The organism is Streptomyces sp. NPDC096324 (assembly GCF_044763015.1).
Lineage (GTDB): Bacteria > Actinomycetota > Actinomycetes > Streptomycetales > Streptomycetaceae > Streptomyces.
Genome location: NZ_JBIWFK010000004.1, coordinates 1 through 21,143 on the forward strand (window position 1 = coordinate 1; position 21,143 = coordinate 21,143).

The following is a 21,143-nucleotide window of genomic DNA, read 5'->3' on the forward strand; positions in this document are numbered from 1 at the left end:
AGGAGTGTTATCCGGTATTAGACCCCGTTTCCAGGGCTTGTCCCAGAGTGAAGGGCAGATTGCCCACGTGTTACTCACCCGTTCGCCACTAATCCCCACCGAAGTGGTTCATCGTTCGACTTGCATGTGTTAAGCACGCCGCCAGCGTTCGTCCTGAGCCAGGATCAAACTCTCCGTGAATGTTTTCCCGTAATCGGGACGACACCACGAGAGCGGAACAACCGGTCGGAATAGGACCGGTCGTTCACAGCGTCCTCGCTGTGCGCCTACCGGAACAATGCCCGGCAGGACTTTTTCAAAGGAACCTCGTCCCGGCCGATCGGCCGGAGACGGGGTATCAACATATCTGGCGTTGATTTTTGGCACGCTGTTGAGTTCTCAAGGAACGGACGCTTCCTTTGTACTCACCCTCTCGGGCTTTCCTCCGGGCGCTTCCCTTCGGTCTTGCGTTTCCGACTCTATCAGACTCTTTCGGGCCTGACTCCCAGTCAGCGGGTTTTGTCTACCGGCCTTTCAGCGCTTTCGCGTTTCGCGGCCTTTCGACATTCACTACGTTAGCGGATTTCCTCGGCGACTCATAATCGAGTTCCGCAGGTTCGAATTCAGACGTGCAGGCACGCCGAATAAGCCCCCGCTGCGGGGAAGTCGTAGGTAGTGGGTTGGCCGCTCTCGGCTGCTGGCTGAACGCCGTAACCGGTTCAAGCGGCTCGGGCTACATTACGGATCCCCTAGGGGCGAGTCAAGTTGAACGGCGGCGAGGCGCATGCGCTCTATAAGGACTCACCGTGGGGTCGTCGGCGATCCAGAAACGCCACGGGTGGACGCCCCCGTCGCCCGAGACTCCGGTGCGCGGCCCGTTGCGTACCTGGTCGGAGGGGACGGGGCTCCCCGTCAGCATGGTCAGAGGCGAAGCCTCGGGGCCGCAGGCGTCCGCCCCGTCGAGTGACCGGTCCACCCCCAGGGCCGTCGCGAGCCGCGCCGGTCCTTTGGCCAGTTCCTTGTCGTATCGGGCCGAGAGTCGACGTTTACGAGCGAGATCCACGCCCTCCGTGACCTCGCCGGCCCGGAGGAGCACTCCACTGGGCCTGCCCTCCGGGCCGCACACCAGGTTCATGCAGTGCCACATGCCGTAGGTGAAGTAGACGTACACATGACCGGGCGGGCCGAACATCACGCCGTTGCGGGCCGTGCGGCCGCGGTAGGCGTGCGAGCCGGGGTCGTTCGGGCCGTCGTAGGCCTCGACCTCCGTCAGGCGCAGCTCGATCGGGCCGTCCGGCGTGGCCCGTACGAGCAGGCGTCCCAGCAGGTCGGGGGCGACGTCCAGGACGGGCCGGTCGAAGAAGTCCCGCGTCAGGGGCGTACGGTCAGGGGCCGCGATCATGGCGTACGAGCGTAGTCCCTCCCTTCTCCCCGGTGTGGTGGGGTCCGGAGCCGTTCGGCGGAGTCCGGACGGATACGTGCCGGCGGGGTGGTCAGCGGGCCTCTCCGCTTGTAAGGGTGAGGGCGCGGAACCGGTCGGGGCCGGATCGCGTTTGTAGGGATCAAAGGATCCAGACAGACAGTGGACGAACAGGCATTGCCTGGGGAGGAAGTGACGACATGGGGTTCAAGCGGCTGCTTGCGAGCTTGGGGGCCGGTGGGGCTTCGGTCGAGACGGTGCTGACCGAGGCCAACACCGTTCCGGGCGGCGTCGTCCAGGGCGAGGTGCGGATCCAGGGTGGCTCGGTCGACCAGGCGATCGAGGGTCTGTCGGTCGGCCTTCAGGCCAAGGTCGAGGTCGAGGGCCACGACGACCAGGAGTACAAGCAGAACATCGAGTTCACGAAGCTGCGGCTCGGCGGGGCCTTCCAGCTCCAGGCCGGCGCCGTGCACACGGTCCCGTTCGGTCTGGAGGTGCCGTGGGAGACGCCGATCACCATGATCGACGGGCAGAGCCTGCGCGGGATGAACATCGGTGTCACCACCGAGCTGCAGATCGCCCGCGCCATCGACCCGGGTGACCTCGACCCGGTCAACGTGCACCCGCTGCCGGCGCAGAAGGCGATTCTCGACGCCTTCATCCAGCTCGGCTTCCGCTTCAAGAACGCGGACATGGAGAAGGGGCACATCCGCAACACCCGTCAGCGGCTGCCGTTCTACCAGGAGATCGAGTTCTACCCGCCGTCGCAGTACCGCGGGCTGAACCAGGTGGAGCTGAGCTTCGTCGCGGACGACCGCGCGATGGACGTCGTCCTGGAGATGGACAAGAAGCCGGGCCTCTTCAGCGAGGGCAGCGACTCCTTCCGCTCCTTCCAGGTCGGTCTGCACGACTTCCACGGCACCGACTGGGCCGGATACCTGAACCAGTGGCTGTCGGAGGTCGGCAGCAAGCGGAGCTGGTTCTAGGACATGTCCGCAAAGTCGCGTCGTCCGCCCGGCGGGCAGGCGAGACTTTGCGGACACGGCCTAGGCTCGAGGCACGGAATCCGCCGTTCTGGAGGTACTGACGTGACCGAGCTCAAGAGGCCGCCGCTTCCGCACGACTTCCATCCGCCGGTGCCGGCGTTCACGCTCACCAGCGAGGACGTCGAGCCGGGCGCGGTGCTGAAGGACGCGCAGGTCCACGCGGCCGGGAACACCTCGCCGCAACTGAGCTGGGAAGGCTTTCCACCGGAGACGAAGAGTTTCGCCGTGACGTGCTTCGATCCGGACGCCCCGACAGGCAGCGGGTTCTGGCACTGGGTGCTGTTCGACATCCCGGCCTCGGTGACGGAGCTGCCGACGGGCGCGGGCAGCGGCAAGTTCGAGGGTCTTCCCGACGGTGCCGTCCAGGTGCGCAACGACTACGGGTCCCGTGACTTCGGCGGCGCCGCGCCGCCGGCCGGGGATCCCGCGCACCGGTACGTCTTCACGGTGTACGCCGTGGATCAGGAGAAGCTCGGTCCCGACGCGGACGTGTCGCCCGCCGTGGTGGGCTTCAATCTGCGGTTCCACACGCTGGCGCGCGCCCAGTTGATCGGCGAGTACGCCAATCCCGCCGCAGACTGACGTTCACCGAACGTTTGCCCGCCTCTGGTCATGGAAGTGATCAGGGGCGGGCATTTTTTATTGCGTTGTCCATCTCGGCGTGCCCGGCCAAAGTTGATCCCAGCCCGCCGCAGGTGGGCCGGTGCGCAAGAGGAGGTGGGCCGGATGCGGGACACGCTGGTACTGAACGCGAGCTTCGAGCCGTTGTCGACGGTGACGTTGAACCGAGCCGTCGTTCTGGTGCTGACGGACAAGGCCGTCGTCGAGCAGGCCCACCCCGAACTGCGCATGCGCGGTGCCGCACTGGACATACCCGTGCCCCGGGTGATCAGGCTCTGCCGTTACGTCCGGGTGCCGTTCCGAAGACAAGCTCCGTGGTCGAGGCGGGGTGTGCTGGTACGCGACCGGCACCGGTGCGCCTACTGCGGTCGCCGGGCCACGACCGTGGACCACGTGGTGCCGCGGGCGCAGGGTGGTCGGGACTCCTGGCTGAACACCGTGGCCTCCTGCGCCGAGGACAATCACCGCAAGGCCGACCGTACGCCGGAGCAGGCCCAGATGCCGTTGCTGCGGCAGCCGTTCGAGCCGACTCCCGCGGACGCCATGCTGCTGGCGCTCGGTCAGGACGACTTCGACGCGCTGCCGGAGTGGCTGGCCCAGCCGGCCGCGTAGTCCGTACGACGATGGGGCCCACCTCCCGCGGGAGGTGGGCCCCATCGTCGTACGGGCAGTCGTGGGGCGTCAGTCCGTGATGGACGGCTTCTCGCGGCGCTCCGAGCCGCCGCCGGAGTCCCTCGAGGAACCGCCGTTGCCCGAACCGCCGCCCAGTCCACCGAAGTTGCCCATGGCCCCGCTGAGACCCTTGAGGGCGTCACCGATCTCGCTGGGCACGATCCAGAGCTTGTTGGCGTCGCCCTCGGCGATCTTCGGGAGCATCTGGAGGTACTGGTAGGAAAGGAGCTTCTGGTCCGGGTCTCCGGCGTGGATGGCCTCGAAGACCGTACGGACGGCCTGGGCCTCGCCCTCGGCGCGCAGGGCGGCCGCCTTGGCCTCACCCTCGGCGCGCAGGATCGCGGACTGCTTCTCGCCCTCGGCGGTGAGGATCTGGGACTGCCGGATGCCTTCCGCGGTGAGGATCGCCGCGCGCTTGTCGCGGTCGGCGCGCATCTGCTTCTCCATCGAGTCCTGGATGGAGGTGGGCGGTTCGATCGCCTTCAGCTCGACGCGGTTGACGCGGATGCCCCACTTGCCGGTGGCCTCGTCGAGGACTCCGCGCAGGGCCGCGTTGATCTCCTCGCGGGAGGTCAGGGTCCGCTCCAGGTCCATGCCGCCGATGATGTTGCGCAGTGTGGTGACGGTGAGCTGCTCGATCGCCTGGATGTAGCTGGCGACCTCGTACGTCGCGGCTCGCGCGTCGGTGACCTGGTAGTAGATGACGGTGTCGATGTTGACCACCAGGTTGTCCTGGGTGATCACCGGCTGCGGCGGGAACGGGACGACCTGTTCACGCAGGTCGATGCGGTTGCGGATCGAGTCTATGAACGGGACGACGATGTTCAGGCCGGCGTTCAGTGTCCGCGTGTAGCGGCCGAAGCGCTCGACGATGGCGGCGCTGGCCTGCGGGATGACCTGGATGGTCTTGATCAGGGCGATGAAGACCAACACCACCAGAATGATCAGGACGATGATGATCGGTTCCATCGATGCTCCCCGTACCCTTCTCCACTCGGCAATTGCGAAAGATCTTATGGGTGTTGAAGATCTTGCTGGACGAGTCTGACAGAACGTCGTCTGCCACGTGGGGCGTTCGGTTCACTTGCGTTGTACGAGGTCACATGACGATCGCCGTGGCTCCGTCGATGTCCACGACATCGACTTCCTGGCCCACCTCGTAGGTCTGGGCGCCGTCGAGGGAGCGCGCGGACCAGATCTCTCCGCCGAGCTTGACGCGGCCGGCGCCCGAACCGTCCACGCGTTCCAGGACGATGGCCTGTTTGCCCTTCAACGCTTCGATCCCGGTGGCGAGTTCGGGGCGCCGGCGGTGCCGGGTCGCGATGGGGCGGACGACGGCGATGAGTGCGACCGACACGACGACGAACACGAGTGTCTGGACGACGACACCGCCGCCGAGACCGGCCGTGACCGCGCCGGCGACGGCGCCCACGGAGAGCATGCCGAACTCCGGCATCGCGGTCACCACGAGCGGGATGCCGAGTCCGGCCGCGGCGATGAGCCACCACACCCATGCGTTGATGTCGTCCACATGGTCATGGTAGGACCGCGGCCCCCTGGCGGACAGAGCGCACGATCACGTCGGATACGCCGGTTGAGGGGTGCGGGGTGCGCGGGACGGAGCGGTTCAGCCCATCGGCAGGCCCTGCGCGGTCCAGCGCTCGCCGACCTGCTCGACGACGAGGGGGAGGCCGAAGCAGAGGGAGAGGTTGCGCGAGGTGAGTTCGAGTTCCAGCGGTCCGGCGGCGAGCACCTTGCCCTGGCGGATCATCAGGACGTGGGTGAAGCCGGGGGCGATCTCCTCGACGTGGTGCGTGACCATGATCATGGAGGGGGCGATCGGGTCGCGCGCGAGCCGGCCGAGGCGGCGCACGAGGTCCTCGCGGCCACCGAGGTCGAGGCCTGCCGCGGGCTCGTCGAGGAGCAGCAGTTCGGGGTCGGTCATCAGGGCGCGGGCGATCAGGGTGCGCTTGCGCTCGCCCTCGGAAAGGGTGCCGAACCTGCGGTCCAGGTAGTCGCTCATGCCGAGGCGGTCGAGGAAGGCGCGGGCGCGCTGCTCGTCGATGTCCTCGTAGTCCTCGTGCCAGCCGGCCGTCATGCCGTACGCGGCGGTGAGGACCGTCTGGAGGACCGTCTGGCGCTTGGGGAGCTTCTCCGCCATCGCGATGCCGGCGATGCCGATGCGCGGGCGCAGTTCGAAGACGTCGACCTTGCCCAGGGCCTCACCGAGGATGGTGGCGGAGCCCGAGCTGGGGAAGAGGTAGCTGGAGGCGACGTTCAGGAGGGTCGTCTTCCCGGCGCCGTTGGGGCCGAGGATGACCCAGCGCTCCCCCTCCTTGACCGACCAGGAGACCTGGTCCACCAGAGCGCGGCCCTCGCGGACCACGGATACGTCCACCAGTTCCAGTACATCGCTCATGAGCGCGTTGTCTCCCATTGCAGTCTCGGCCGTCGCTTGCGTCTGTGGACGAAGCCCCCAGGGAAAACCTACGCCACCGGTCGGGCACACCGATCCATCGGCCGGTCCTTAGGGTGGGGGCATGCTCTCCGAACCACGCTCAGGACGGCTGGCCGCATGGGGAAATGCCCTATTGGCCGGACTTGTTTCCCCGGACGACGCCGTGCTCGCCGTCGTCGGGGACGACGCGGTGCACCGGGTCGAGGGGTTGCCCGGCGAGTCGGGGCCCGTCGGGCTCACGCTCGCTCTCGGCCGGCTGCGCCGACTCGGGGTGACCGGGCTGCGGGTCGCGTTGCCCGCGCCGGGGCATCCGCTGGGACTCAGTGGGCCGCCCGAGTTCAACGCGCGCGCCCTCGACGCCGAGGAGGCCGTGGTCTGCCACGGCGCGGCGCTGGGGCTCGTGCCCGAGGTGTACGAGGCCGGGCCGGCCGGCGATGTGCATGTCGAGGTCGTCTGGCACTGCCTCGCCGTACGCGAGGCGCCGCCCGCCGATGTGCCTTCGCTCGGGGAGGCCGAGCGGGAGCTGGCGGAGGCGCTCCGCGACGCGACGCAGGTGCTGTCGCGGCTGGACGTGGCCGGGTCGGGGCCGGTCGCGGCGGCGGCGATCGACGCGTACCGGGCGCGGGCGGAGCGAGGGCGCGAGGTGCTGGCGCCCGGGTACCCGCCGCGCGCCGTGCGGGTGCTGGAGCTGGCTCAGCGGGTCGGGACGCTGATCTCGGTGGCGCACGAGAGCGGGCACGGTGGCGCGGTGAGCGCGTCGGAGATGTCCGGTCGGACCGAGGCGCTGCGTCCGGTGGAGCGGACGGCCCGGCGGGCGCAGGTGGCCGCTTACAACGCCTTCGTGGAGGAACGCGAACGCGGGGCGCGCTGAGCTTGTGCGGATCGCGGTTCGGTCCGGTGGGTGGGTCGGGGCCGTGCCGGTGCATCAGCCCGTCGCCGTCGGACGGAGAGGTGACCGTCGGTGGCGACGGGCATCGATGTACCGGCACGTCCCCGACGGCGCGTTCCCGGCTGCGGGTGCGAGATCCAGACGGTCACAGCCCCGACCGGGGAAGTCCCAACCCCGGCCGCAGCAGGTTTCAGCGCCGGCCGGGGAAAGTTTCAGCCCCTCCGGCGTTTGAGGAGCGGGGTCTGGGGCGGAGCCCCAGGTACGGGTCGGGTAGGGGCGGAGGGGGCGAAAGGCGCCTGTGTTCGGGGGGCGTCGGCTTCCGGAGGGCTCGGGGTGGGCGCGCGGGTCCGGGGAGGCATGCGGAAGGGCCCCGCGAAACGTTTCCGTTCGCGGGGCCCTTTCGACGGGGATGGCTCAGCCGTTGACGCCCGTGTTGCCGAACGCCGGGTTCAGGAGGCCGACGAGGTTGGCGGTGTTGCCCACGACGTTGACGGGGACGTGCACGGGGACCTGAGCGACGTTGCCCGAGACGGCGCCCGGCGACTTCGCGGCCGCACCCTCGGCACCCGAGTCGGCGACAGCGGCACCAGCACCAGCGCCCGCGGCGATACCGACGACGGTGACGGCCAGGGCGGCCTTCTTGGCGATGTTCATGAAAACTGTTCCTCCTGCGTTCACGGATCCGACCCTGCCGAGGGTCGTACGCTGAGAAACGCCGCCGAGTCGGGGACGGCACGGGGAGACGTAACGTTTGCCCCGTCCGGTGCAGTCCGCGGATGAGCCGACAAACCGACCGGCCCCCAGGGGATCCCTGGAGGGCCGGTGGTCAAGGTCGCCGCGACGGGGAACCTCAGTGGTTGAGGCCGAGGTTGCCGAAGGCCGGGTTCAGGGCGCCGATGACGTTCACGCTGTTGCCGACCACGTTCACCGGTACGTCGACCGGGGCCTGGACGAGGTTGCCGGAGACGACGCCCGGGGAGCCCACGGCCTTGCCGGACGCCGACGCGCCGTCCGCCGCCGAGGCCATGCCCGCGCCGGCGGCGACCAGACCGCCGGCCACCATCGCGACGGCCGTGAACTTCTTCAGGTTCTTCACTTGCGAAACCCCTCCTCGCGAACACCGCGGCAGGTCCGCCACGGCGCACTGGAGAACGGCCGGGCTCCAGGAAGGATGCGCCATCCGGGTGACATACACCCGACGGTATGAATCTCATCCCGGAGCGACACCCTCCGAGTTGACGATCAGTTCGTGATCCCGTGCCGTACGGCCCAGAGCGCGGCCTGGGTGCGGTCGGCGACGTCGAGCTTCATCAGGATGTTCGAGACGTGGGTCTTCACGGTCTTCTCGGAGAGGACGAGGGCGCGCGCGATCTCCCGGTTGGAGCGGCCGTCCGCGATCAGACCGAGGACCTCCCGTTCCCGCTCGGTGAGCGAGACACCTCTTCCCTGACCCGAGTTGACCTCCTCCTGGGACAACAGCGCGTGCGCGACCTCGGCTTGCAGGACGACGTGTCCCGCGTGGACCGAGCGGATGGCTCCGGCCAGCGCGTCGGGGTCGACGTCCTTGTACACGTACCCGGCGGCGCCCGCGCGCAGGGCCGGTACCACCGTGCGCTGCTCGGTGAAGCTGGTGACGATCAGTACGCGGGTGGGGTTGGCGAGTTCGCGGAGTTTTCGCAGCGCGTCGATGCCGTCCATCCCCGGCATCTTGACGTCCATGAGGACGACGTCCGGCTTCAGTTCCTCGGCGCGGGTGACGCCTTCGGATCCGTCGGACGCCTCGCCGACGACCTCGATGTCGTCCTGCACTTCGAGGAAGGTGCGCAGCCCCCGGCGGACGACCTGGTGGTCGTCGACGAGCAGCACCTTGATTGCGTCAGCCACCAGGAACCTCCATCTCGATCACGGTGCCCTTCCCGGGCGCCGACTCCACGGTGAGTGTGCCGCCGACCCCGCTCGCCCGGTCCCGCATCGACACCAGGCCGAGATGACGGCCGGCGCTGCGTATCGCGGTGGGGTCGAAGCCGCCGCCGTCGTCGCGGACGTGCAGGACGGCGCCGGGGCCGCGCCGGTCCAGGGTGACGTCGACGTGAGCCGCGCCGGAGTGCCGCAGCGCGTTGTGCAGGGCCTCCTGGGAGACCCTGAGCACGGCTTCCTCCTGGGAGGCGGGCAGCGCTCGTACACCGTGGCTGGAGAAGGTCACGCGCGCGGAGTGGGCGCGGTCGAGGACCTGGATCTGGGTGCGCAGGGTGGCGACGAGTCCGTCCTCGTCGAGGGCCGCCGGGCGCAACTCGACGACGGCGGCGCGCAGTTCCTCGGTGGCCTCCGCGGCGAGCGCGGCCACGTGCTGGAGTTCGCCCTTGGCGCGGGAGGGGTCGCGGTCGACGAGGGTGGCGGCGGCCTGCGCGGTCAGGCGCAGGGAGAACAGCTTCTGGCTGACGGCGTCGTGCAGTTCGTGCGCGAGCCGGGAGCGCTCCTCGGCGATGGTGAGTTCGCGGCTGCGTTCGTAGAGCCGGGCGTTGGTCAGGGCGATCGCCGCGTGCTGGGCGAGGATGGTGAGGAGTTCCTCGTCGTCCTCGGTGAAGCCGCAGCGGCCGTCCTCCTCGGCGCACGGCCCCGCCCCTTCGGGCCGCAGCTTGTTCGCGAGGAAGAGCGCGCCGATGATCTCGTCGCCGTCGCGGATGGGCAGGCCCAGGAAGTCGGACATGTCGGGGTGGGCCGCGGGCCAGCCCTCGAAGCGGGGGTCCTTGCGCACGTCGGCCAGGCGCTCGGGGCGGGCCTCGCGCAGCATCGCGGCGAGGATGCCGTGCTGGCGCGGGAGCGGTCCGATGGCCTTCCACTGCGCGTCGCTGACCCCGTCGACGACGAACTGGGCGAAGCCGCCGTGGTCGTCGGGCACGCCCAGTGCCGCGTACTGCGCGTCGAGCAGTTCGCGGGCCGAGGCGACGATCGTCTTGAGGACGTCGCGCACTTCGAGATGCCTGCTCATGGCCAGCAGCGCGGAGCTCACCGCGTACAGGCCCGACCGGGGTCCGTGACTCATGCCCCCAAAGTACCGGCGGGGTGTGACCGTGCGTATCGGGCCGTCGGCCTCGCCCACCGGGCCATTGGGCCTAGGACGAAGGGCCCCTGATCATTGCGGCCCGCGGACGAGGCGCCCGGGCGGACCGCGTTCCTACCGTGAGGGCAGCCGCCGGGAAGGCGGTCCGAGCGAGGGGACGGTTGTCATGCCGGTAGCGATCATCACGGGGGCCTCGAAGGGACTGGGGAGGGCGCTCGGCGCGGCTCTGGCGGGGCGCGGCTGGGATCTGGTGCTCGACGCCAGGACGCCCGGGGTGCTGGAGGAGACCGCGCGGGGGCTCTCCGTGTACGGGACGCGGGTGGAGGCCCTGCCCGGGGACGTGACGGACGCCGGTCACCGTGCCGAGCTGGTGGCGGCGGCCCGGAAGCTGGGCGGTGTCGATCTGCTCGTGAACAACGCGAGCGCGCTGGGCGCGGAGCCGCTGGTGCGCCTGGAGGAGCTGGATCCGGAGGGGCTGCGGCGGGCCCTGGAGGTCAATGTGGTCGCCGCGCTGGGCCTGGTCCAGGAGGCGCTGCCGCTGCTGAGGGCGGCCGGGGCGGGCGCGGTCGTCGGCGTCAGTTCGGACGCCGCGGTGCAGGCGTACGAGACGTGGGGCGGTTACGGGGCCTCGAAGGCCGCGCTGGACCATCTCTCGGCGGTGCTCGGCGAGGAGGAGCCCGGTCTGCGGGTGTGGGCGGTGGATCCGGGGGACATGGGGACGGACCTCTATGCGGCGGCCGTACCGGACGACGACGATCCGCGCCCGGCGCCGGAGCGTGTGGTCCCGGCCTTCCTGCGGCTGCTCGACGAACGGCCGGCCAGTGGGCGCTACACGGCTTCGGACCTGCTGGAGGAGCGGTGACGACGGTGGCGGGGGTCTCTCGGGCCGGGCGCGGCCGTGAGTGGGGAAGCGTTCCGGAGGAGTTGTCGGCGCGGGTGCCGGCGGAGCAGCGCGGTCCCGGCCGCGACCGGGATTCCGTACGGCTGCTGGTGTCGCGCGGTACCGAGGTGTCGCATCACGCGTTCGTGGAGCTGCCCCGGTTGCTGAAGGCCGGGGATCTGCTGATCGTCAACACCTCGGCCACGCTGGCGGCGGCCGTGGACGGGCGGATCGGGCACGCGCGCGTGGTGGTGCACTTCTCCACCCGGGGCGACGACGGGCGGTGGGCGGTCGAGCTGCGGGATCCGGACGGCCGCGGCACCACACGCGCGCGGGCGGGCGGCCCCGCGGGGACAGTGGTGCGCCTGCCCGGGGACGTACCTCTCGTACTGGAGGAGCCACTGACCGCGCGGGGGCGGCGGCTGTGGTGGGGGCGGGTGCCGGACGTGGACGTGCTGGGGCTGCTGCGGCGGTACGGGCGGCCCATCCGCTACTCCTACACGGACAGGGACCAGCCGCTGTCCGTGTACCAGACGGTGTTCGCGTTGCCGTCGGACGACGGGGCGGGGAGCGCGGAGATGCCGAGCGCGGCGCGTCCCTTCACCTCGCGTCTGGTGGCGGAGCTGGTGAGCCGGGGTGTGCAGTTCGCGCCGGTCACCCTGCACACGGGGGTCGCCTCGGCGGAGTCGCACGAGCCGCCGTATCCGGAGCGGTACGAGGTTCCGGCGGTGTCGGCCCGGCTGATCAACGCCGCGCGGGCCGGTGGGGGCCGGATCGTCGCGGTCGGTACGACGGCGGTGCGGGCCGTGGAGTCCGCGACCGGCGAGGACGGGCTGGTCCGGGCGGCGAAGGGGTGGACCGGACTCGTGGTGACTCCGGAGCGCGGGGTGCGGGCCGTCGACGGGCTGGTGACCGGGCTGCACGAGCCGGAGGCCTCGCATCTGCTGATGCTGGAGGCGATCGCGGGAGGGGCGGCGATCGACCGTGCCTACGACGAGGCCCTGCGCGGGCGCTATCTCTGGCACGAGTTCGGGGACGTGCACCTCATCCTCCCCGGGAACGGCCCTCACTCTGAGCATTGCTCCCGCAACCCCACGTCAGAATGATCGAGGACCCCTGTGAGCCCTCGCATAGGGCCCAGGTCACGTACGAAGGCGCATAGGAGATAAAAGGGACAAGGTGACCAGCGGAGACGTGCCAGTCTGCCCCGATTTGCCCCATCTGTGTCCACTACCTGGCTTCGTAGGTCACACCTTTGCCAGAGCATTTTGCGACCGCTAAGAATTGCTCATGTCGCTCAGCGCCTCGGGTTCTCCCCCGGGGCGTTTGTTCCGGAAACACAGTCCCCTACCGGGACGCAGAGCGACCTCCGCGCTATTCGAAGAGGTCTATCAGTCATGCTCAAGAACATTGCCGATCGTGGTCGTAGTCCGAAGCTGACGAAGCTCCACAAGTACTCGCTCGCCGGTGTGGCCACCCTCGGTGCCGCCACCCTCGCGTTCTCCCTGGCGCCGGGCGGCTCGCACACCACCACGGACGACGCCGCCGCCTCCACGGCGCCCGTCGCCTACAGCGGTAAGCAGATCCAGGGCGTCGAGTCCGGCGTGGCCGGCACCAGCGTCGCCGACCTGAAGGCCAAGACCATCGAGGCCAAGCACAAGGCGGCGGACTCCGCGGCCGCGGCGAAGAAGAAGGCCGCCCAGGCGGCTGCCGCCAAGAAGAAGGCGGCCGCCGAGGCCGCCGCGAAGAAGAAGGCCGCCGCCCAGGCCGCCGCGAGGAAGAAGGCCGCCGCGGCGAGCCGCTCCACGCAGCGCATCAAGATGCAGACGGTCTCCGCGAAGACGTACGCCAACAACCTCGACGGCTGGATCCGCGAGTCCCTCGACATCATGAAGGCGAAGGGCATCCCCGGCACCTACCACGGGCTGCACAAGAACATCATGCGTGAGTCCTCGGGCAACCCGATGGCCATCAACGACTGGGACATCAACGCCATCAACGGCATCCCGTCGAAGGGCCTGCTCCAGGTCATCCCGCCGACGTTCAAGGCGTACCACGTGGCCGGCACCTCGTGGGACATCTACAACCCCGTCGCCAACATCACCGCCGCCGCCAACTACGCGGCCGACAAGTACGGTTCCATGGACAACGTGAACAGCGCGTACTGAGGACTCAGCGCGGAGTTCCCACACAGACGCCGAAGGGCGGCACCCCGATGGGGGTGCCGCCCTCGCGTCGTTCCCGGGCGTCTACTTGCGCATGACCTCGGGCTCGTGGCGGCGCAGGAAGCGGGCCACGAAGAAGCCGCAGGCGATACCGAGGACGACCAGCGCGATCATGTCCACGGTCCAGGCCCCGGCCGTGTGGTTCCACAGCGGGTCCGTGCTCGTCGGATCGTCCTGGTTCGGGAAGATGTTGTTCAGGTCCAGCGTCGCCCCGGACGCGGCCACCGCCCAGCGGGCCGGCATCAGGTACGAGAACTGGTTGACACCCACCGTGCCGTTCAGGATGAACAGGCAGCCGGTGAAGACCACCTGGACGATCGCGAACATGACCAGCAGCGGCATGGTCTTCTCGGCCGTCTTCACCAGCGAAGAGATGATCAGGCCGAACATCATCGACACGAAGCCCAGCGCCATGATCGGCAGTGTGAGCTCGACCTTGGGCAGGCTCTTGAGGATCAGTCCCTCGGACGGGACCTCGCGGCTGCCGAAACCGATGGCGCCGACCAGCGCGCCCTGGAGCATGGTGATCACACCGAGCACGATCACCTTGGACATCAGGTACGCCGAGCGCGACAGACCCGTCGCGCGCTCCCGCTCGTAGATCACCCGTTCCTTGATCAGCTCACGGACCGAGTTGGCGGCGCCCGCGAAGCACGCGCCGACCGCGAGGATCAGCAGCACGGTGGTGGCGGTGCCGTTCGCCACATGGGCGCCCGACGGCAGGATCTTGTCGTTGACCAGCAGCGTCTTGCCGTTGTCGATGAGCAGGCTGACCGAGCCCAGGACCGCCGGCAGGATCACCGTCAGCGCCAGGAAGCCCTTGTCCGACACGATCACCGAGACATAGCGGCGCATCAGCGTCATGAGCTGAGAGCCCCAGCTCTGCGGCTTCGGCGGCTTCATCGCCTGCGCGGGCGGCATCTGCGTCGACTGCGGAGCCACCGCGTCGATGTCCGCCGCGTACATCTGGTAGTGCTGCGAGCCCTTCCAGCGGCCCGCCCAGTCGTAGTCGCGGTAGTTCTCGAACGCGGAGAACACGTCGGCCCAGGTCTCGTAGCCGAAGAAGTTCAGCGCCTCTTCCGGCGGACCGAAGTAGGCGACGGAGCCGCCGGGCGCCATCACGAGGAGCTTGTCGCAGATCGCGAGCTCCGCCACGGAGTGCGTGACGACGAGGACCGTACGGCCGTCGTCGGCGAGGCCGCGCAGGAGCTGCATGACATCGCGGTCCATGCCCGGGTCGAGACCGGAGGTCGGCTCGTCCAGGAAGATCAGCGACGGCTTGGTGAGCAGCTCCAGAGCCACCGAGACACGCTTGCGCTGGCCACCGGAGAGCGAGGTGACCTTCTTCTCCTTGTGGATGTCCAGCTTCAGCTCGCGCAGCACCTCGTCTATGCGCGCCTCGCGCTCCGCGCCCGTGGTGTCGGCGGGGAAGCGCAGCTTGGCCGCGTACTTGAGGGCCTTCTTGACGGTCAGCTCCTTGTGCAGGATGTCGTCCTGCGGGACCAGACCGATGCGCTGACGCAGCTCGGCGAACTGCTTGTACAGGTTCCGGTTGTCGTAGAGGACGTCACCCTGGTTGGCGGGGCGGTAGCCCGTGAGCGCCTTCAGGAGCGTCGACTTGCCGGAACCCGACGGGCCGATGACCGCGACGAGCGACTTCTCGGGAACGCCGAAGGAGACGTCCTTGAGGATCTGCTTGCCGCCGTCGACGGTGACCGTCAGATGGCGGGCCGAGAAGGAGACCTCGCCGGTGTCGACGAACTCCTCGAGCCGGTCGCCGACCAGCCGGAACGTCGAGTGGCCGACGCCGACGATGTCGTTCGGGCCGAGCAGCGCGGAGCCGCCCTTGGCGATCGGCATACCGTTGACGTACGTGCCGTTGTGCGAGCCGAGGTCACGGATCTCGAAGCGGCCGTCCGGCGTCGCGTGGAACTCGGCGTGGTGGCGCGAGACCTGGAGGTCGGAGACCACCAGTTCGTTCTCCAGCGCACGACCGATGCGCATCACGCGGCCCAGCGAGAACTGGTGGAACGTCGTCGGGCTGCGGTCGCCGTAGACCGGCGGTGCCCCCGCGCCACCGCCGGGTCCCTGCTGCTGCGGAATGCCCCCCGAATGCTGTGCGTTCTGCGGGGCCTGCGACCCCTGCGGCGTCGGCTGCTGAGCCCAGCCGGGGCCGGCGCCCTGCGCCGCGAACGGCTGCTGCGCCACCGGGGCCGCGGCACCGGCCACACTCAGCCGCGGACCGTCGGTCGCGTTGCCGAGGTGCACGGCCGAACCGGGCCCGATCTCCAACTGGTGGATCCGCTGCCCCTGTACGAAGGTGCCGTTGGTGCTCCCGTGGTCGTCGATGACCCAACTACGGCCGTTCCAGCTGATCGTGGCGTGACGCCAGGAGACCCTGGCGTCATCGAGCACGATGTCCCCCTGCGGATCACGTCCGAGGGTGTGAGGCCTGGACGCGTCGAGCGTCCAGGTCCGTCCATTCAATTCCAGTACGAGTTCCGGCACTCCAGCCCCACTGAGTTGTCCCCCGAGTTACCCCCATCACAGGGAGTCTAGGGATGTCGAACATCGTGGGGAACTATTTCAGTTCAGGCCCCCTGACCGAAAGTCGGGCCTTGTGAACGTTGATGGCGGGCGGGTTGTCCGTATCCGTTGACGGGGTTGAAACCGGCCCGGAGAGTGGTAATCCCACACGAGGGGGACATGCGCGGGATCACCGCGTCGCTGATCGGGGGGTCTGGCGATGAGCATCGGGACCACGCACCACGGCGGGAACGGCGGGCGGGTGCCGTGGGGAGACGTGCTGTTGTCCGCGATCGCCTCCGTGAGCTGGGCGTTGATCGGGATGGCGGGCACCGCAGCGCTCGGTCTGCATCTGCTCGGGGCGGACGCGGCGGCCTCGCTCGGCCCGATGACCGCCGCGATGGTGGCCCTCGGGGCGGGCGGCGCGGTGACGCCGTCCGGCAACGTGTCCGCCTTCGGGCTGAAGGGCGCGCAGGCGCACACCGCCATCCAGATCACACCGCTCGGCGTCGGGCTGGTCGGTGCCCTGCTGCTGTCGTGGTTCTTCCTGCGCTCCCTGCGTGGGGCAGGAGCTGTCGTCACGTCGGCCGAACTCCTCGCGCGGGCGGGCTCGGTGGTCGCCCTGTTCGTGGCCACCCTGGGCGGGCTCGCCTGGGCCGGACACGACGTCATCACGATCGACGGCGACAAGCTCGGGCTCGACAAGGCCGTGGGCGGGGGCGGGGGCGACGGGCTCGGCTCCATCACCGACAAACTGCCCGGCGGTCTCGGGGACCTCGGCGGTCTGCTGCCCGGCAAGATCGGTGACCTCGTGAAGGCGAAGGCCGCCGTGGGGTTCTCCGTCGACACCGTGCCGACCCTGCTCGGCGGGGCCGCGTGGGCCGCCTCGGTCCTGCTGATCGCGCTGCTGGCCTCCCGGCGTACGCCGTTGCCGCGCGGCTGGGACGTCGTGCATCGCGCGGTGCGGCCGGCCGTCTCCTCGCTCGTCGCCGTCCTGCTGGTCGCCGTCCTCGCCGGGCTCGCGGCGGCCGCGTACACGGCGATCGGCGACGACCACCCGAAGCGGATCGCGGGAGCCGCGCTGCTCGGCGCGCCCAACGGCGTGTGGCTCGGCATCCCCCTCGGGCTCTTCGTGCCCTGGGACGGGAAGGCCACCGGTGAGCTCGCCAAGCTGTTGCCCGACCCCCTCGACAAGCTCCTCACCGCCGACGCGTCCCGGCCCGTCACCCTCGGGCGGCTCGCCGAACTCGACGGGCGCGTATGGCTGTTGGCGCTCGCGGCCGCTCTGATGATGCTGTACGCGGGCGTCCTGACGGCTGCGCGTACGCCATTCGTACGGGTGGGGGGTGCGGCGGCGGGAGGATCCCCGGGGGGCCCGGATGTACGGGGGGACGGTGCTCTGCGGTTCGCGGCGCGCTGCGCACTTCGGCTGGGGGGTGTCACGGCGCTGGCGCTGCCGCTGCTCGCGTGGCTGACGGAGGTGTCGGTGGACGCGTCCCTGTCCGTGTTCGGGTTCGACGCGTTCGGGGCGGGGATCGAGCTGCGGGGCCGGCTCGGGGTGGCGTTGGTCCTGGGGGCTCTCTGGGGGGCCGGGGCGGGGGCTGTGGGGGCGTTGCTGGCTTGGGTGTGTGGGGCTGTGGGGCGGGGGGCTGCGGGGGGTGCTGAGGTTGTCGGGGGGGCTGGGGTTCCTGGGGTGGCGTGGGGGGCCGGGGGGCCTGGGGGTGCGGGTGCGGGTGCGGGTGCGGGTCACGATGCGGAGGCCGGGCCCTATCGGCCTCGGGGGTCGTATCGGGCGCCGAACCCTGACACCAATCCGTACCTGACGGTGCCGGACGAGTTGCGGGAGCCGGAGGATCGTAGGGCGGGGGATCGTAGGGCGGGGGACGTGTATGGGGCGCCCACGATGGTGGGCCCGGTCGGGCCGGTCGGGCCGTCGTCGAAGCGGAGGCCGGACGGGCCGCCGCCGCTGCCTCCTCCCCCGCCGCCGGTTCCGCCCTCGCCGGACGAGGGGCGGCCGGGTCCGCGCCGGCCTCGACGCTGAGGGCGCTGCGCCGGCGGTCGCGGTGCCGGGTGTTGCCCGTGCCGGTGTCGGCGCCGGGTTCCGTTCGGTGCCGGTGTCGGATTCCGTCCGGTGGGTGGGGCGGGGCCGCGCCGGTACATCCGCCCGCATCCGAACGGATCCCAGCGGGGTCGAGAAGTGCGGGTGGGTGATGATCCGTCCGGCCTGTCGGGCATTTGATGTACCGGCACGTCCCCTCCCGTGCGCTGCCGACTGCGGGTGCGTCGTGGTGACCTTGCCGGCCCGTTCCGGGAGCTGCTGGCTGCGGGTGCATCGTGGTGACCGCGCCGGCCCGATCCGGGCGCTCCCGACTGCGGGTGCGTCGTGGTGGCCGCGCCGGCGTCTTCTGCCGGAGCACGGCTGCGGGTGCGAAATTCAGCCCCGGCCGGGAAAATCCAGCCCCTCCGGCGAATGAGGAGCGGGGTCCGGGGCGGAGCCCCAGGGTCATGGGGGTCCCCCCTGGTCGAGCGAAGCCGAGACCTTGGGGGAGGGTAGGGGCGGAGGGGGCGAAAGAGGCTTGGTGGTGCGGCGGGGCGGGGACCGGTGGCGGGGGTGAGGGGGCGTCTCGGGGTGGCGGGTGGGTGTTCGTCACTCGGGGGACGCCGGGGTGTCACCCAGTGTTCCGTGTCCGCTAGGCGGACCGGGCGGGCGGGCGGCACTGGGTGCCGGATACGGTGGGAAATACCATGAGCGCTTCACATACCCCTGATGTGCCCACTCTTCTTGTCAAGATCTTCGGCAAGGACCGGCCGGGCATCACCGCCGGACTCTTCGACACCCTCGCCGCCTACTCCGTCGACGTGGTCGACATCGAGCAGGTCGTCACCCGGGGCCGGATCGTGCTGTGCGCGCTCGTGACCGAGCCGCCCGGAGGCCTCGAAGGCGATCTTCGGTCGACCGTCCACAGCTGGGCGGAGTCGATGAAGATGCAGGCGGAGATCATCTCCGGCCTCGGCGACAACCGCCCGCGCGGTCTGGGACGTTCGCTGGTCACGGTGCTCGGACACCCGCTCACCGCGGAGTCGACGGCCGCCATCGCCGCACGGATCACGAAGACCGGCGGCAACATCGACCGTATCTTCCGGCTGGCCAAGTACCCGGTGACCGCGGTCGAGTTCGCGGTGTCCGGCACGGAGACCGAGGAACTGCGCACCGCGCTGGTGACCGAGGCGTCGGCACTCGGTGTCGACATCGCGGTCGTGGCCGCGGGCCTGCACCGGCGGGCCCAGCGTCTCGTCGTGATGGACGTGGACTCCACGCTCATCCAGGACGAGGTGATCGAGCTCTTCGCCGCGCATGCCGGGTGCGAGGCCGAGGTCGCCGAGGTCACGGCGGCCGCGATGCGCGGTGAGCTGGACTTCGAGCAGTCCCTGCACGCGCGCGTGGCGCTCCTCGAGGGGCTGGACGCGTCGGTGGTGCAGAAGGTGCGCGAGGAGGTGCGGCTGACGCCGGGCGCGCGCACCCTGATCCGCACGCTGAAGCGGCTCGGCTTCCAAGTCGGTGTCGTCTCCGGCGGGTTCACTCAGGTCACCGACGACCTGAAGGAGCGGCTCGGGCTCGACTTCGCCCAGGCCAACACGCTGGAGATCGTCGACGGAAAGCTGACCGGCCGGGTCACCGGCGAGATCGTGGACCGGGCCGGCAAGGCGCGGCTGCTGCGCCGCTTCGCCGCCGAGGCCGAGATCCCGCTGGCCCAGACCGTGGCGATCGGCGACGGCGCCAACGACCTGGACATGCTCAACGCCGCCGGTCTCGGGGTCGCGTTCAACGCGAAGCCGGTCGTACGGCAGGCCGCGCACACCGCGGTGAACTTCCCGTTCCTCGACACGGTCCTCTATCTGCTGGGCGTCACCCGTGAAGAGGTCGAGGCCGCCGACATGCACGAGGACGACTTGGCTCACTGAGCGACGGTCCTCGGACGGACGAGGGCCCGGCACCGTGACGGTGCCGGGCCCTCGTGGGTTGTCGGGGCGGGGTCACTCCGTCGGGGCCCAGTAGTCGGTCAGGGCCGCCGATCCGGGTTCGAGGGACTTCCAGGGGCCGTCGAAGGTGAGGACCGCGAACGCCGCGGTGTGGAAGCCCTGGGCGTTCATCCGGGCGCGGCTGTCACCCTCCGCCCGGCCCGCCAGGATCTCGGTGAGGCCGTGCATGCCGGGATTGTGGCCGATCAGGATCGCGCTCCGGGCGTCGTCCGGGGTTTCGTTGATCACGGCGATCAGCTCACCGGGCGAGGCTTCGTAGATCCGCTCCTCGTAGACCGTTTTCGGCCGGTGCGGGAGCTCCAGGACGGCGTGCTTCCATGTCTCGCGGGTGCGAATCGCGGTGGAGCACAGGGCCAGGTCCAGGGGGATGCCGCTGTCGGCCAGCCTGCGTCCGGCGATGGCGGCGTCCATGCGGCCCCGGTCGGCGAGCGGCCGCTCATGGTCGGACACCTGCGGCCAGTCGGCTTTCGCATGCCGGAAGAGGACGATCCTGCGGGGTTCTGCGACGCTCATGCGTCCCAGCTTCGCACGAAACATGCCATGGGGCTCAAGGAGTTGATGTGGTCCCCCGGCGAGGGTGAAGCCGTGCCCCGTCAGGGGTGATGGCATCCCCGTGGAGGGGGCGCGGTGCGGTGGGGCCGGGGCTCGCGGGTGTGCGGCGGCGGGCCCTCGGTACGCCGCTCAGGAGGCGTTGTGCAGGACCGCTTGCTGGACGCGCTCGAACAGGTGGGTGATCGCCGGGTCGCCGGTCGCCGCGTGCGCGTCCGCCGGGTTCAGGATCATGATCAGCAGGACCACGAAGGAGAGCGTGGGCAGGGCGAGGGCCCACCAGGGCAGGCGGATGTCGACGCGGCCCGTGGTCGCCGGGTGGGGCCGGGTGTGCGTAGGGGCCGACATGCCGCCTCCGTGAGTCTTCGAGTGGTCCCTGGCCGCGGTTCGCGGTCACGATTCGAAGCTACGGAATACGCCGCTCTCGGCCCATCCGGTGATCCACCCACTTGACCCTGACACTCACCCCCTAGGGGATGGGGGGTTATCCCCACCTCCGGGCCGGCGGTCGGCCCCGGCGTCGCCGACGGGACGGGCCCGAGGGGTGTGCGGGGTGTCAGGGCACCGGTGCGACGGCGGTCAGTGCCAGGTCGCCGGTCTCGGTGATCGGGACGAGGGCACCGGGCTCGGGGCTCCGCCGGTCACGGGGAGGCGATGGACGCGATGATGCCGATGATCACCGTGATGGCCAGCATCGCGCCGAGCACGAGCAGCAGCTTCTTCTGGCCGTTCTGGGGGTTCGGGTCGAGCACAGGCATGCGGTCAGTCTCGCACTC

The 21,143-nt window shown here is 70.0% G+C and carries 21 protein-coding genes and 1 rRNA gene; 9 read left to right on the plus strand and 13 right to left on the minus strand.

Annotated features, from left to right (window positions below):
- Both ACIQ7M_RS10780 and ACIQ7M_RS10785 read right to left on the minus strand, forming a co-directional pair.
- Positions 1-180: ribosomal RNA gene (locus tag ACIQ7M_RS10780) — 16S ribosomal RNA — on the minus strand; the annotation flags it as partial.
- Positions 181-739: 559 nt separating this feature from the next.
- Positions 740-1,381: a DNA-3-methyladenine glycosylase gene (locus tag ACIQ7M_RS10785; RefSeq protein WP_403642261.1), complete on the minus strand. Its 642-nt coding sequence runs from the start codon at positions 1,379-1,381 to the stop codon at positions 740-742.
- Positions 1,382-1,599: 218 nt separating this feature from the next.
- Here ACIQ7M_RS10785 and ACIQ7M_RS10790 point away from each other — a divergent pair, with 218 nt between their 5' ends.
- From ACIQ7M_RS10790 to ACIQ7M_RS10800, 3 genes are all read left to right on the plus strand, one after another.
- Positions 1,600-2,385, plus strand: coding sequence for a sporulation protein (locus ACIQ7M_RS10790; RefSeq protein WP_355775841.1), 786 nt, complete (start codon positions 1,600-1,602; stop codon positions 2,383-2,385).
- A gap of 102 nt (positions 2,386-2,487) precedes the next feature.
- On the plus strand, positions 2,488-3,027 hold the full coding sequence (locus ACIQ7M_RS10795) for a YbhB/YbcL family Raf kinase inhibitor-like protein (protein WP_355775843.1): 540 nt from the start codon (positions 2,488-2,490) through the stop codon (positions 3,025-3,027).
- Between the two features lie 144 nt (positions 3,028-3,171).
- Positions 3,172-3,678: an HNH endonuclease gene (locus ACIQ7M_RS10800; protein ID WP_355775845.1), complete on the plus strand. Its 507-nt coding sequence runs from the start codon at positions 3,172-3,174 to the stop codon at positions 3,676-3,678.
- 69 nt (positions 3,679-3,747) lie between these two features.
- Here the strand turns inward: ACIQ7M_RS10800 and ACIQ7M_RS10805 are convergent, their stop codons facing one another.
- The 3 genes from ACIQ7M_RS10805 to ACIQ7M_RS10815 form a co-directional block, all read right to left on the minus strand.
- The gene (locus tag ACIQ7M_RS10805) at positions 3,748-4,707 is read right to left on the minus strand and encodes an SPFH domain-containing protein (protein ID WP_355775798.1); all 960 of its coding nucleotides are present in this window, start codon (positions 4,705-4,707) and stop codon (positions 3,748-3,750) included.
- 130 nt (positions 4,708-4,837) lie between these two features.
- Positions 4,838-5,269: an NfeD family protein gene (locus ACIQ7M_RS10810; protein WP_403642266.1), complete on the minus strand. Its 432-nt coding sequence runs from the start codon at positions 5,267-5,269 to the stop codon at positions 4,838-4,840.
- A 96-nt stretch (positions 5,270-5,365) separates the two neighbouring features.
- Positions 5,366-6,157 carry an ABC transporter ATP-binding protein gene (locus tag ACIQ7M_RS10815; RefSeq protein WP_355775794.1) on the minus strand — a complete coding sequence of 264 codons (792 nt, stop codon included), beginning with the start codon at positions 6,155-6,157 and terminating at the stop codon, positions 5,366-5,368.
- Between the two features lie 121 nt (positions 6,158-6,278).
- On the opposite strand from ACIQ7M_RS10815, the gene ACIQ7M_RS10820 reads away from it, so the two are divergent.
- A complete protein-coding gene (locus ACIQ7M_RS10820) occupies positions 6,279-7,067 on the plus strand; it encodes a hypothetical protein (RefSeq protein ID WP_355775793.1) in 789 nt (262 codons plus the stop codon).
- 432 nt (positions 7,068-7,499) lie between these two features.
- Here ACIQ7M_RS10820 and ACIQ7M_RS10825 read toward each other — a convergent pair whose 3' ends face one another.
- The 4 genes from ACIQ7M_RS10825 to ACIQ7M_RS10840 form a co-directional block, all read right to left on the minus strand.
- Positions 7,500-7,739, minus strand: coding sequence for a chaplin (locus tag ACIQ7M_RS10825; RefSeq protein WP_355774740.1), 240 nt, complete (start codon positions 7,737-7,739; stop codon positions 7,500-7,502).
- Positions 7,740-7,935: 196 nt separating this feature from the next.
- Positions 7,936-8,181: a chaplin gene (locus tag ACIQ7M_RS10830; RefSeq protein ID WP_355774743.1), complete on the minus strand. Its 246-nt coding sequence runs from the start codon at positions 8,179-8,181 to the stop codon at positions 7,936-7,938.
- A 146-nt stretch (positions 8,182-8,327) separates the two neighbouring features.
- Positions 8,328-8,969 carry a response regulator transcription factor gene (locus tag ACIQ7M_RS10835; protein ID WP_355774746.1) on the minus strand — a complete coding sequence of 214 codons (642 nt, stop codon included), beginning with the start codon at positions 8,967-8,969 and terminating at the stop codon, positions 8,328-8,330.
- Positions 8,962-10,128 carry a GAF domain-containing sensor histidine kinase gene (locus ACIQ7M_RS10840; protein ID WP_403642276.1) on the minus strand — a complete coding sequence of 389 codons (1,167 nt, stop codon included), beginning with the start codon at positions 10,126-10,128 and terminating at the stop codon, positions 8,962-8,964. Before ACIQ7M_RS10840 ends, ACIQ7M_RS10835 begins: the two co-directional genes overlap by 8 nt.
- A 184-nt stretch (positions 10,129-10,312) precedes the next feature.
- Between ACIQ7M_RS10840 and ACIQ7M_RS10845 the strand changes: the two genes are divergently transcribed.
- From ACIQ7M_RS10845 to ACIQ7M_RS10855, 3 genes are all read left to right on the plus strand, one after another.
- Entirely contained in the window at positions 10,313-11,008 is a 696-nt protein-coding gene (locus tag ACIQ7M_RS10845; protein WP_403642279.1) for an SDR family NAD(P)-dependent oxidoreductase, read from the plus strand.
- On the plus strand, positions 11,005-12,132 hold the full coding sequence (locus ACIQ7M_RS10850) for an S-adenosylmethionine:tRNA ribosyltransferase-isomerase (protein ID WP_403642282.1): 1,128 nt from the start codon (positions 11,005-11,007) through the stop codon (positions 12,130-12,132). The genes ACIQ7M_RS10845 and ACIQ7M_RS10850 overlap by 4 nt, the downstream gene beginning before the upstream one ends.
- Before the next feature lie 291 nt (positions 12,133-12,423).
- Positions 12,424-13,194, plus strand: coding sequence for a transglycosylase SLT domain-containing protein (locus ACIQ7M_RS10855; RefSeq protein ID WP_355774754.1), 771 nt, complete (start codon positions 12,424-12,426; stop codon positions 13,192-13,194).
- 81 nt (positions 13,195-13,275) lie between these two features.
- Here ACIQ7M_RS10855 and ACIQ7M_RS10860 read toward each other — a convergent pair whose 3' ends face one another.
- Positions 13,276-15,759 carry an FHA domain-containing protein gene (locus ACIQ7M_RS10860; protein WP_403642286.1) on the minus strand — a complete coding sequence of 828 codons (2,484 nt, stop codon included), beginning with the start codon at positions 15,757-15,759 and terminating at the stop codon, positions 13,276-13,278.
- 238 nt (positions 15,760-15,997) lie between these two features.
- On the opposite strand from ACIQ7M_RS10860, the gene ACIQ7M_RS10865 reads away from it, so the two are divergent.
- Both ACIQ7M_RS10865 and serB read left to right on the plus strand, forming a co-directional pair.
- The gene (locus ACIQ7M_RS10865) at positions 15,998-17,818 is read left to right on the plus strand and encodes a streptophobe family protein (RefSeq protein ID WP_403642289.1); all 1,821 of its coding nucleotides are present in this window, start codon (positions 15,998-16,000) and stop codon (positions 17,816-17,818) included.
- Between the two features lie 704 nt (positions 17,819-18,522).
- Entirely contained in the window at positions 18,523-19,740 is a 1,218-nt protein-coding gene (gene serB / locus ACIQ7M_RS10870; RefSeq protein WP_355771272.1) for a phosphoserine phosphatase SerB, read from the plus strand.
- A 72-nt stretch (positions 19,741-19,812) separates the two neighbouring features.
- Here serB and ACIQ7M_RS10875 read toward each other — a convergent pair whose 3' ends face one another.
- The 3 genes from ACIQ7M_RS10875 to ACIQ7M_RS10885 form a co-directional block, all read right to left on the minus strand.
- A complete protein-coding gene (locus ACIQ7M_RS10875) occupies positions 19,813-20,331 on the minus strand; it encodes a histidine phosphatase family protein (RefSeq protein ID WP_355771275.1) in 519 nt (172 codons plus the stop codon).
- 168 nt (positions 20,332-20,499) lie between these two features.
- On the minus strand, positions 20,500-20,715 hold the full coding sequence (locus tag ACIQ7M_RS10880) for a hypothetical protein (RefSeq protein WP_355771277.1): 216 nt from the start codon (positions 20,713-20,715) through the stop codon (positions 20,500-20,502).
- 293 nt (positions 20,716-21,008) lie between these two features.
- A complete protein-coding gene (locus tag ACIQ7M_RS10885; RefSeq protein WP_263974370.1) occupies positions 21,009-21,125 on the minus strand; it encodes an SGM_5486 family transporter-associated protein in 117 nt (38 codons plus the stop codon).
- Positions 21,126-21,143 lie beyond the last annotated feature (18 nt).

Excerpts from the sequence above, each read along its gene's own strand:
- ACIQ7M_RS10785 (WP_403642261.1), bottom strand. The coding sequence starts at position 1,381 with ATGATCGCGGCCCCTGACCGTACGCCCCTGACGCGGGACTTCTTCGAC.
- ACIQ7M_RS10790 (WP_355775841.1), top strand. The coding sequence starts at position 1,600 with ATGGGGTTCAAGCGGCTGCTTGCGAGCTTGGGGGCCGGTGGGGCTTCG.
- ACIQ7M_RS10800 (WP_355775845.1), top strand. The coding sequence starts at position 3,172 with ATGCGGGACACGCTGGTACTGAACGCGAGCTTCGAGCCGTTGTCGACG.
- ACIQ7M_RS10805 (WP_355775798.1), bottom strand. The coding sequence starts at position 4,707 with ATGGAACCGATCATCATCGTCCTGATCATTCTGGTGGTGTTGGTCTTC.
- ACIQ7M_RS10815 (WP_355775794.1), bottom strand. The coding sequence starts at position 6,157 with ATGAGCGATGTACTGGAACTGGTGGACGTATCCGTGGTCCGCGAGGGC.
- ACIQ7M_RS10820 (WP_355775793.1), top strand. The coding sequence starts at position 6,279 with ATGCTCTCCGAACCACGCTCAGGACGGCTGGCCGCATGGGGAAATGCC.
- ACIQ7M_RS10825 (WP_355774740.1), bottom strand. The coding sequence starts at position 7,739 with ATGAACATCGCCAAGAAGGCCGCCCTGGCCGTCACCGTCGTCGGTATC.
- ACIQ7M_RS10840 (WP_403642276.1), bottom strand. The coding sequence starts at position 10,128 with ATGAGTCACGGACCCCGGTCGGGCCTGTACGCGGTGAGCTCCGCGCTG.
- ACIQ7M_RS10845 (WP_403642279.1), top strand. The coding sequence starts at position 10,313 with ATGCCGGTAGCGATCATCACGGGGGCCTCGAAGGGACTGGGGAGGGCG.
- ACIQ7M_RS10855 (WP_355774754.1), top strand. The coding sequence starts at position 12,424 with ATGCTCAAGAACATTGCCGATCGTGGTCGTAGTCCGAAGCTGACGAAG.
- ACIQ7M_RS10865 (WP_403642289.1), top strand. The coding sequence starts at position 15,998 with ATGAGCATCGGGACCACGCACCACGGCGGGAACGGCGGGCGGGTGCCG.
- serB (WP_355771272.1), top strand. The coding sequence starts at position 18,523 with ATGAGCGCTTCACATACCCCTGATGTGCCCACTCTTCTTGTCAAGATC.
- ACIQ7M_RS10875 (WP_355771275.1), bottom strand. The coding sequence starts at position 20,331 with ATGAGCGTCGCAGAACCCCGCAGGATCGTCCTCTTCCGGCATGCGAAA.
- ACIQ7M_RS10880 (WP_355771277.1), bottom strand. The coding sequence starts at position 20,715 with ATGTCGGCCCCTACGCACACCCGGCCCCACCCGGCGACCACGGGCCGC.
- ACIQ7M_RS10885 (WP_263974370.1), bottom strand. The coding sequence starts at position 21,125 with ATGCCTGTGCTCGACCCGAACCCCCAGAACGGCCAGAAGAAGCTGCTG.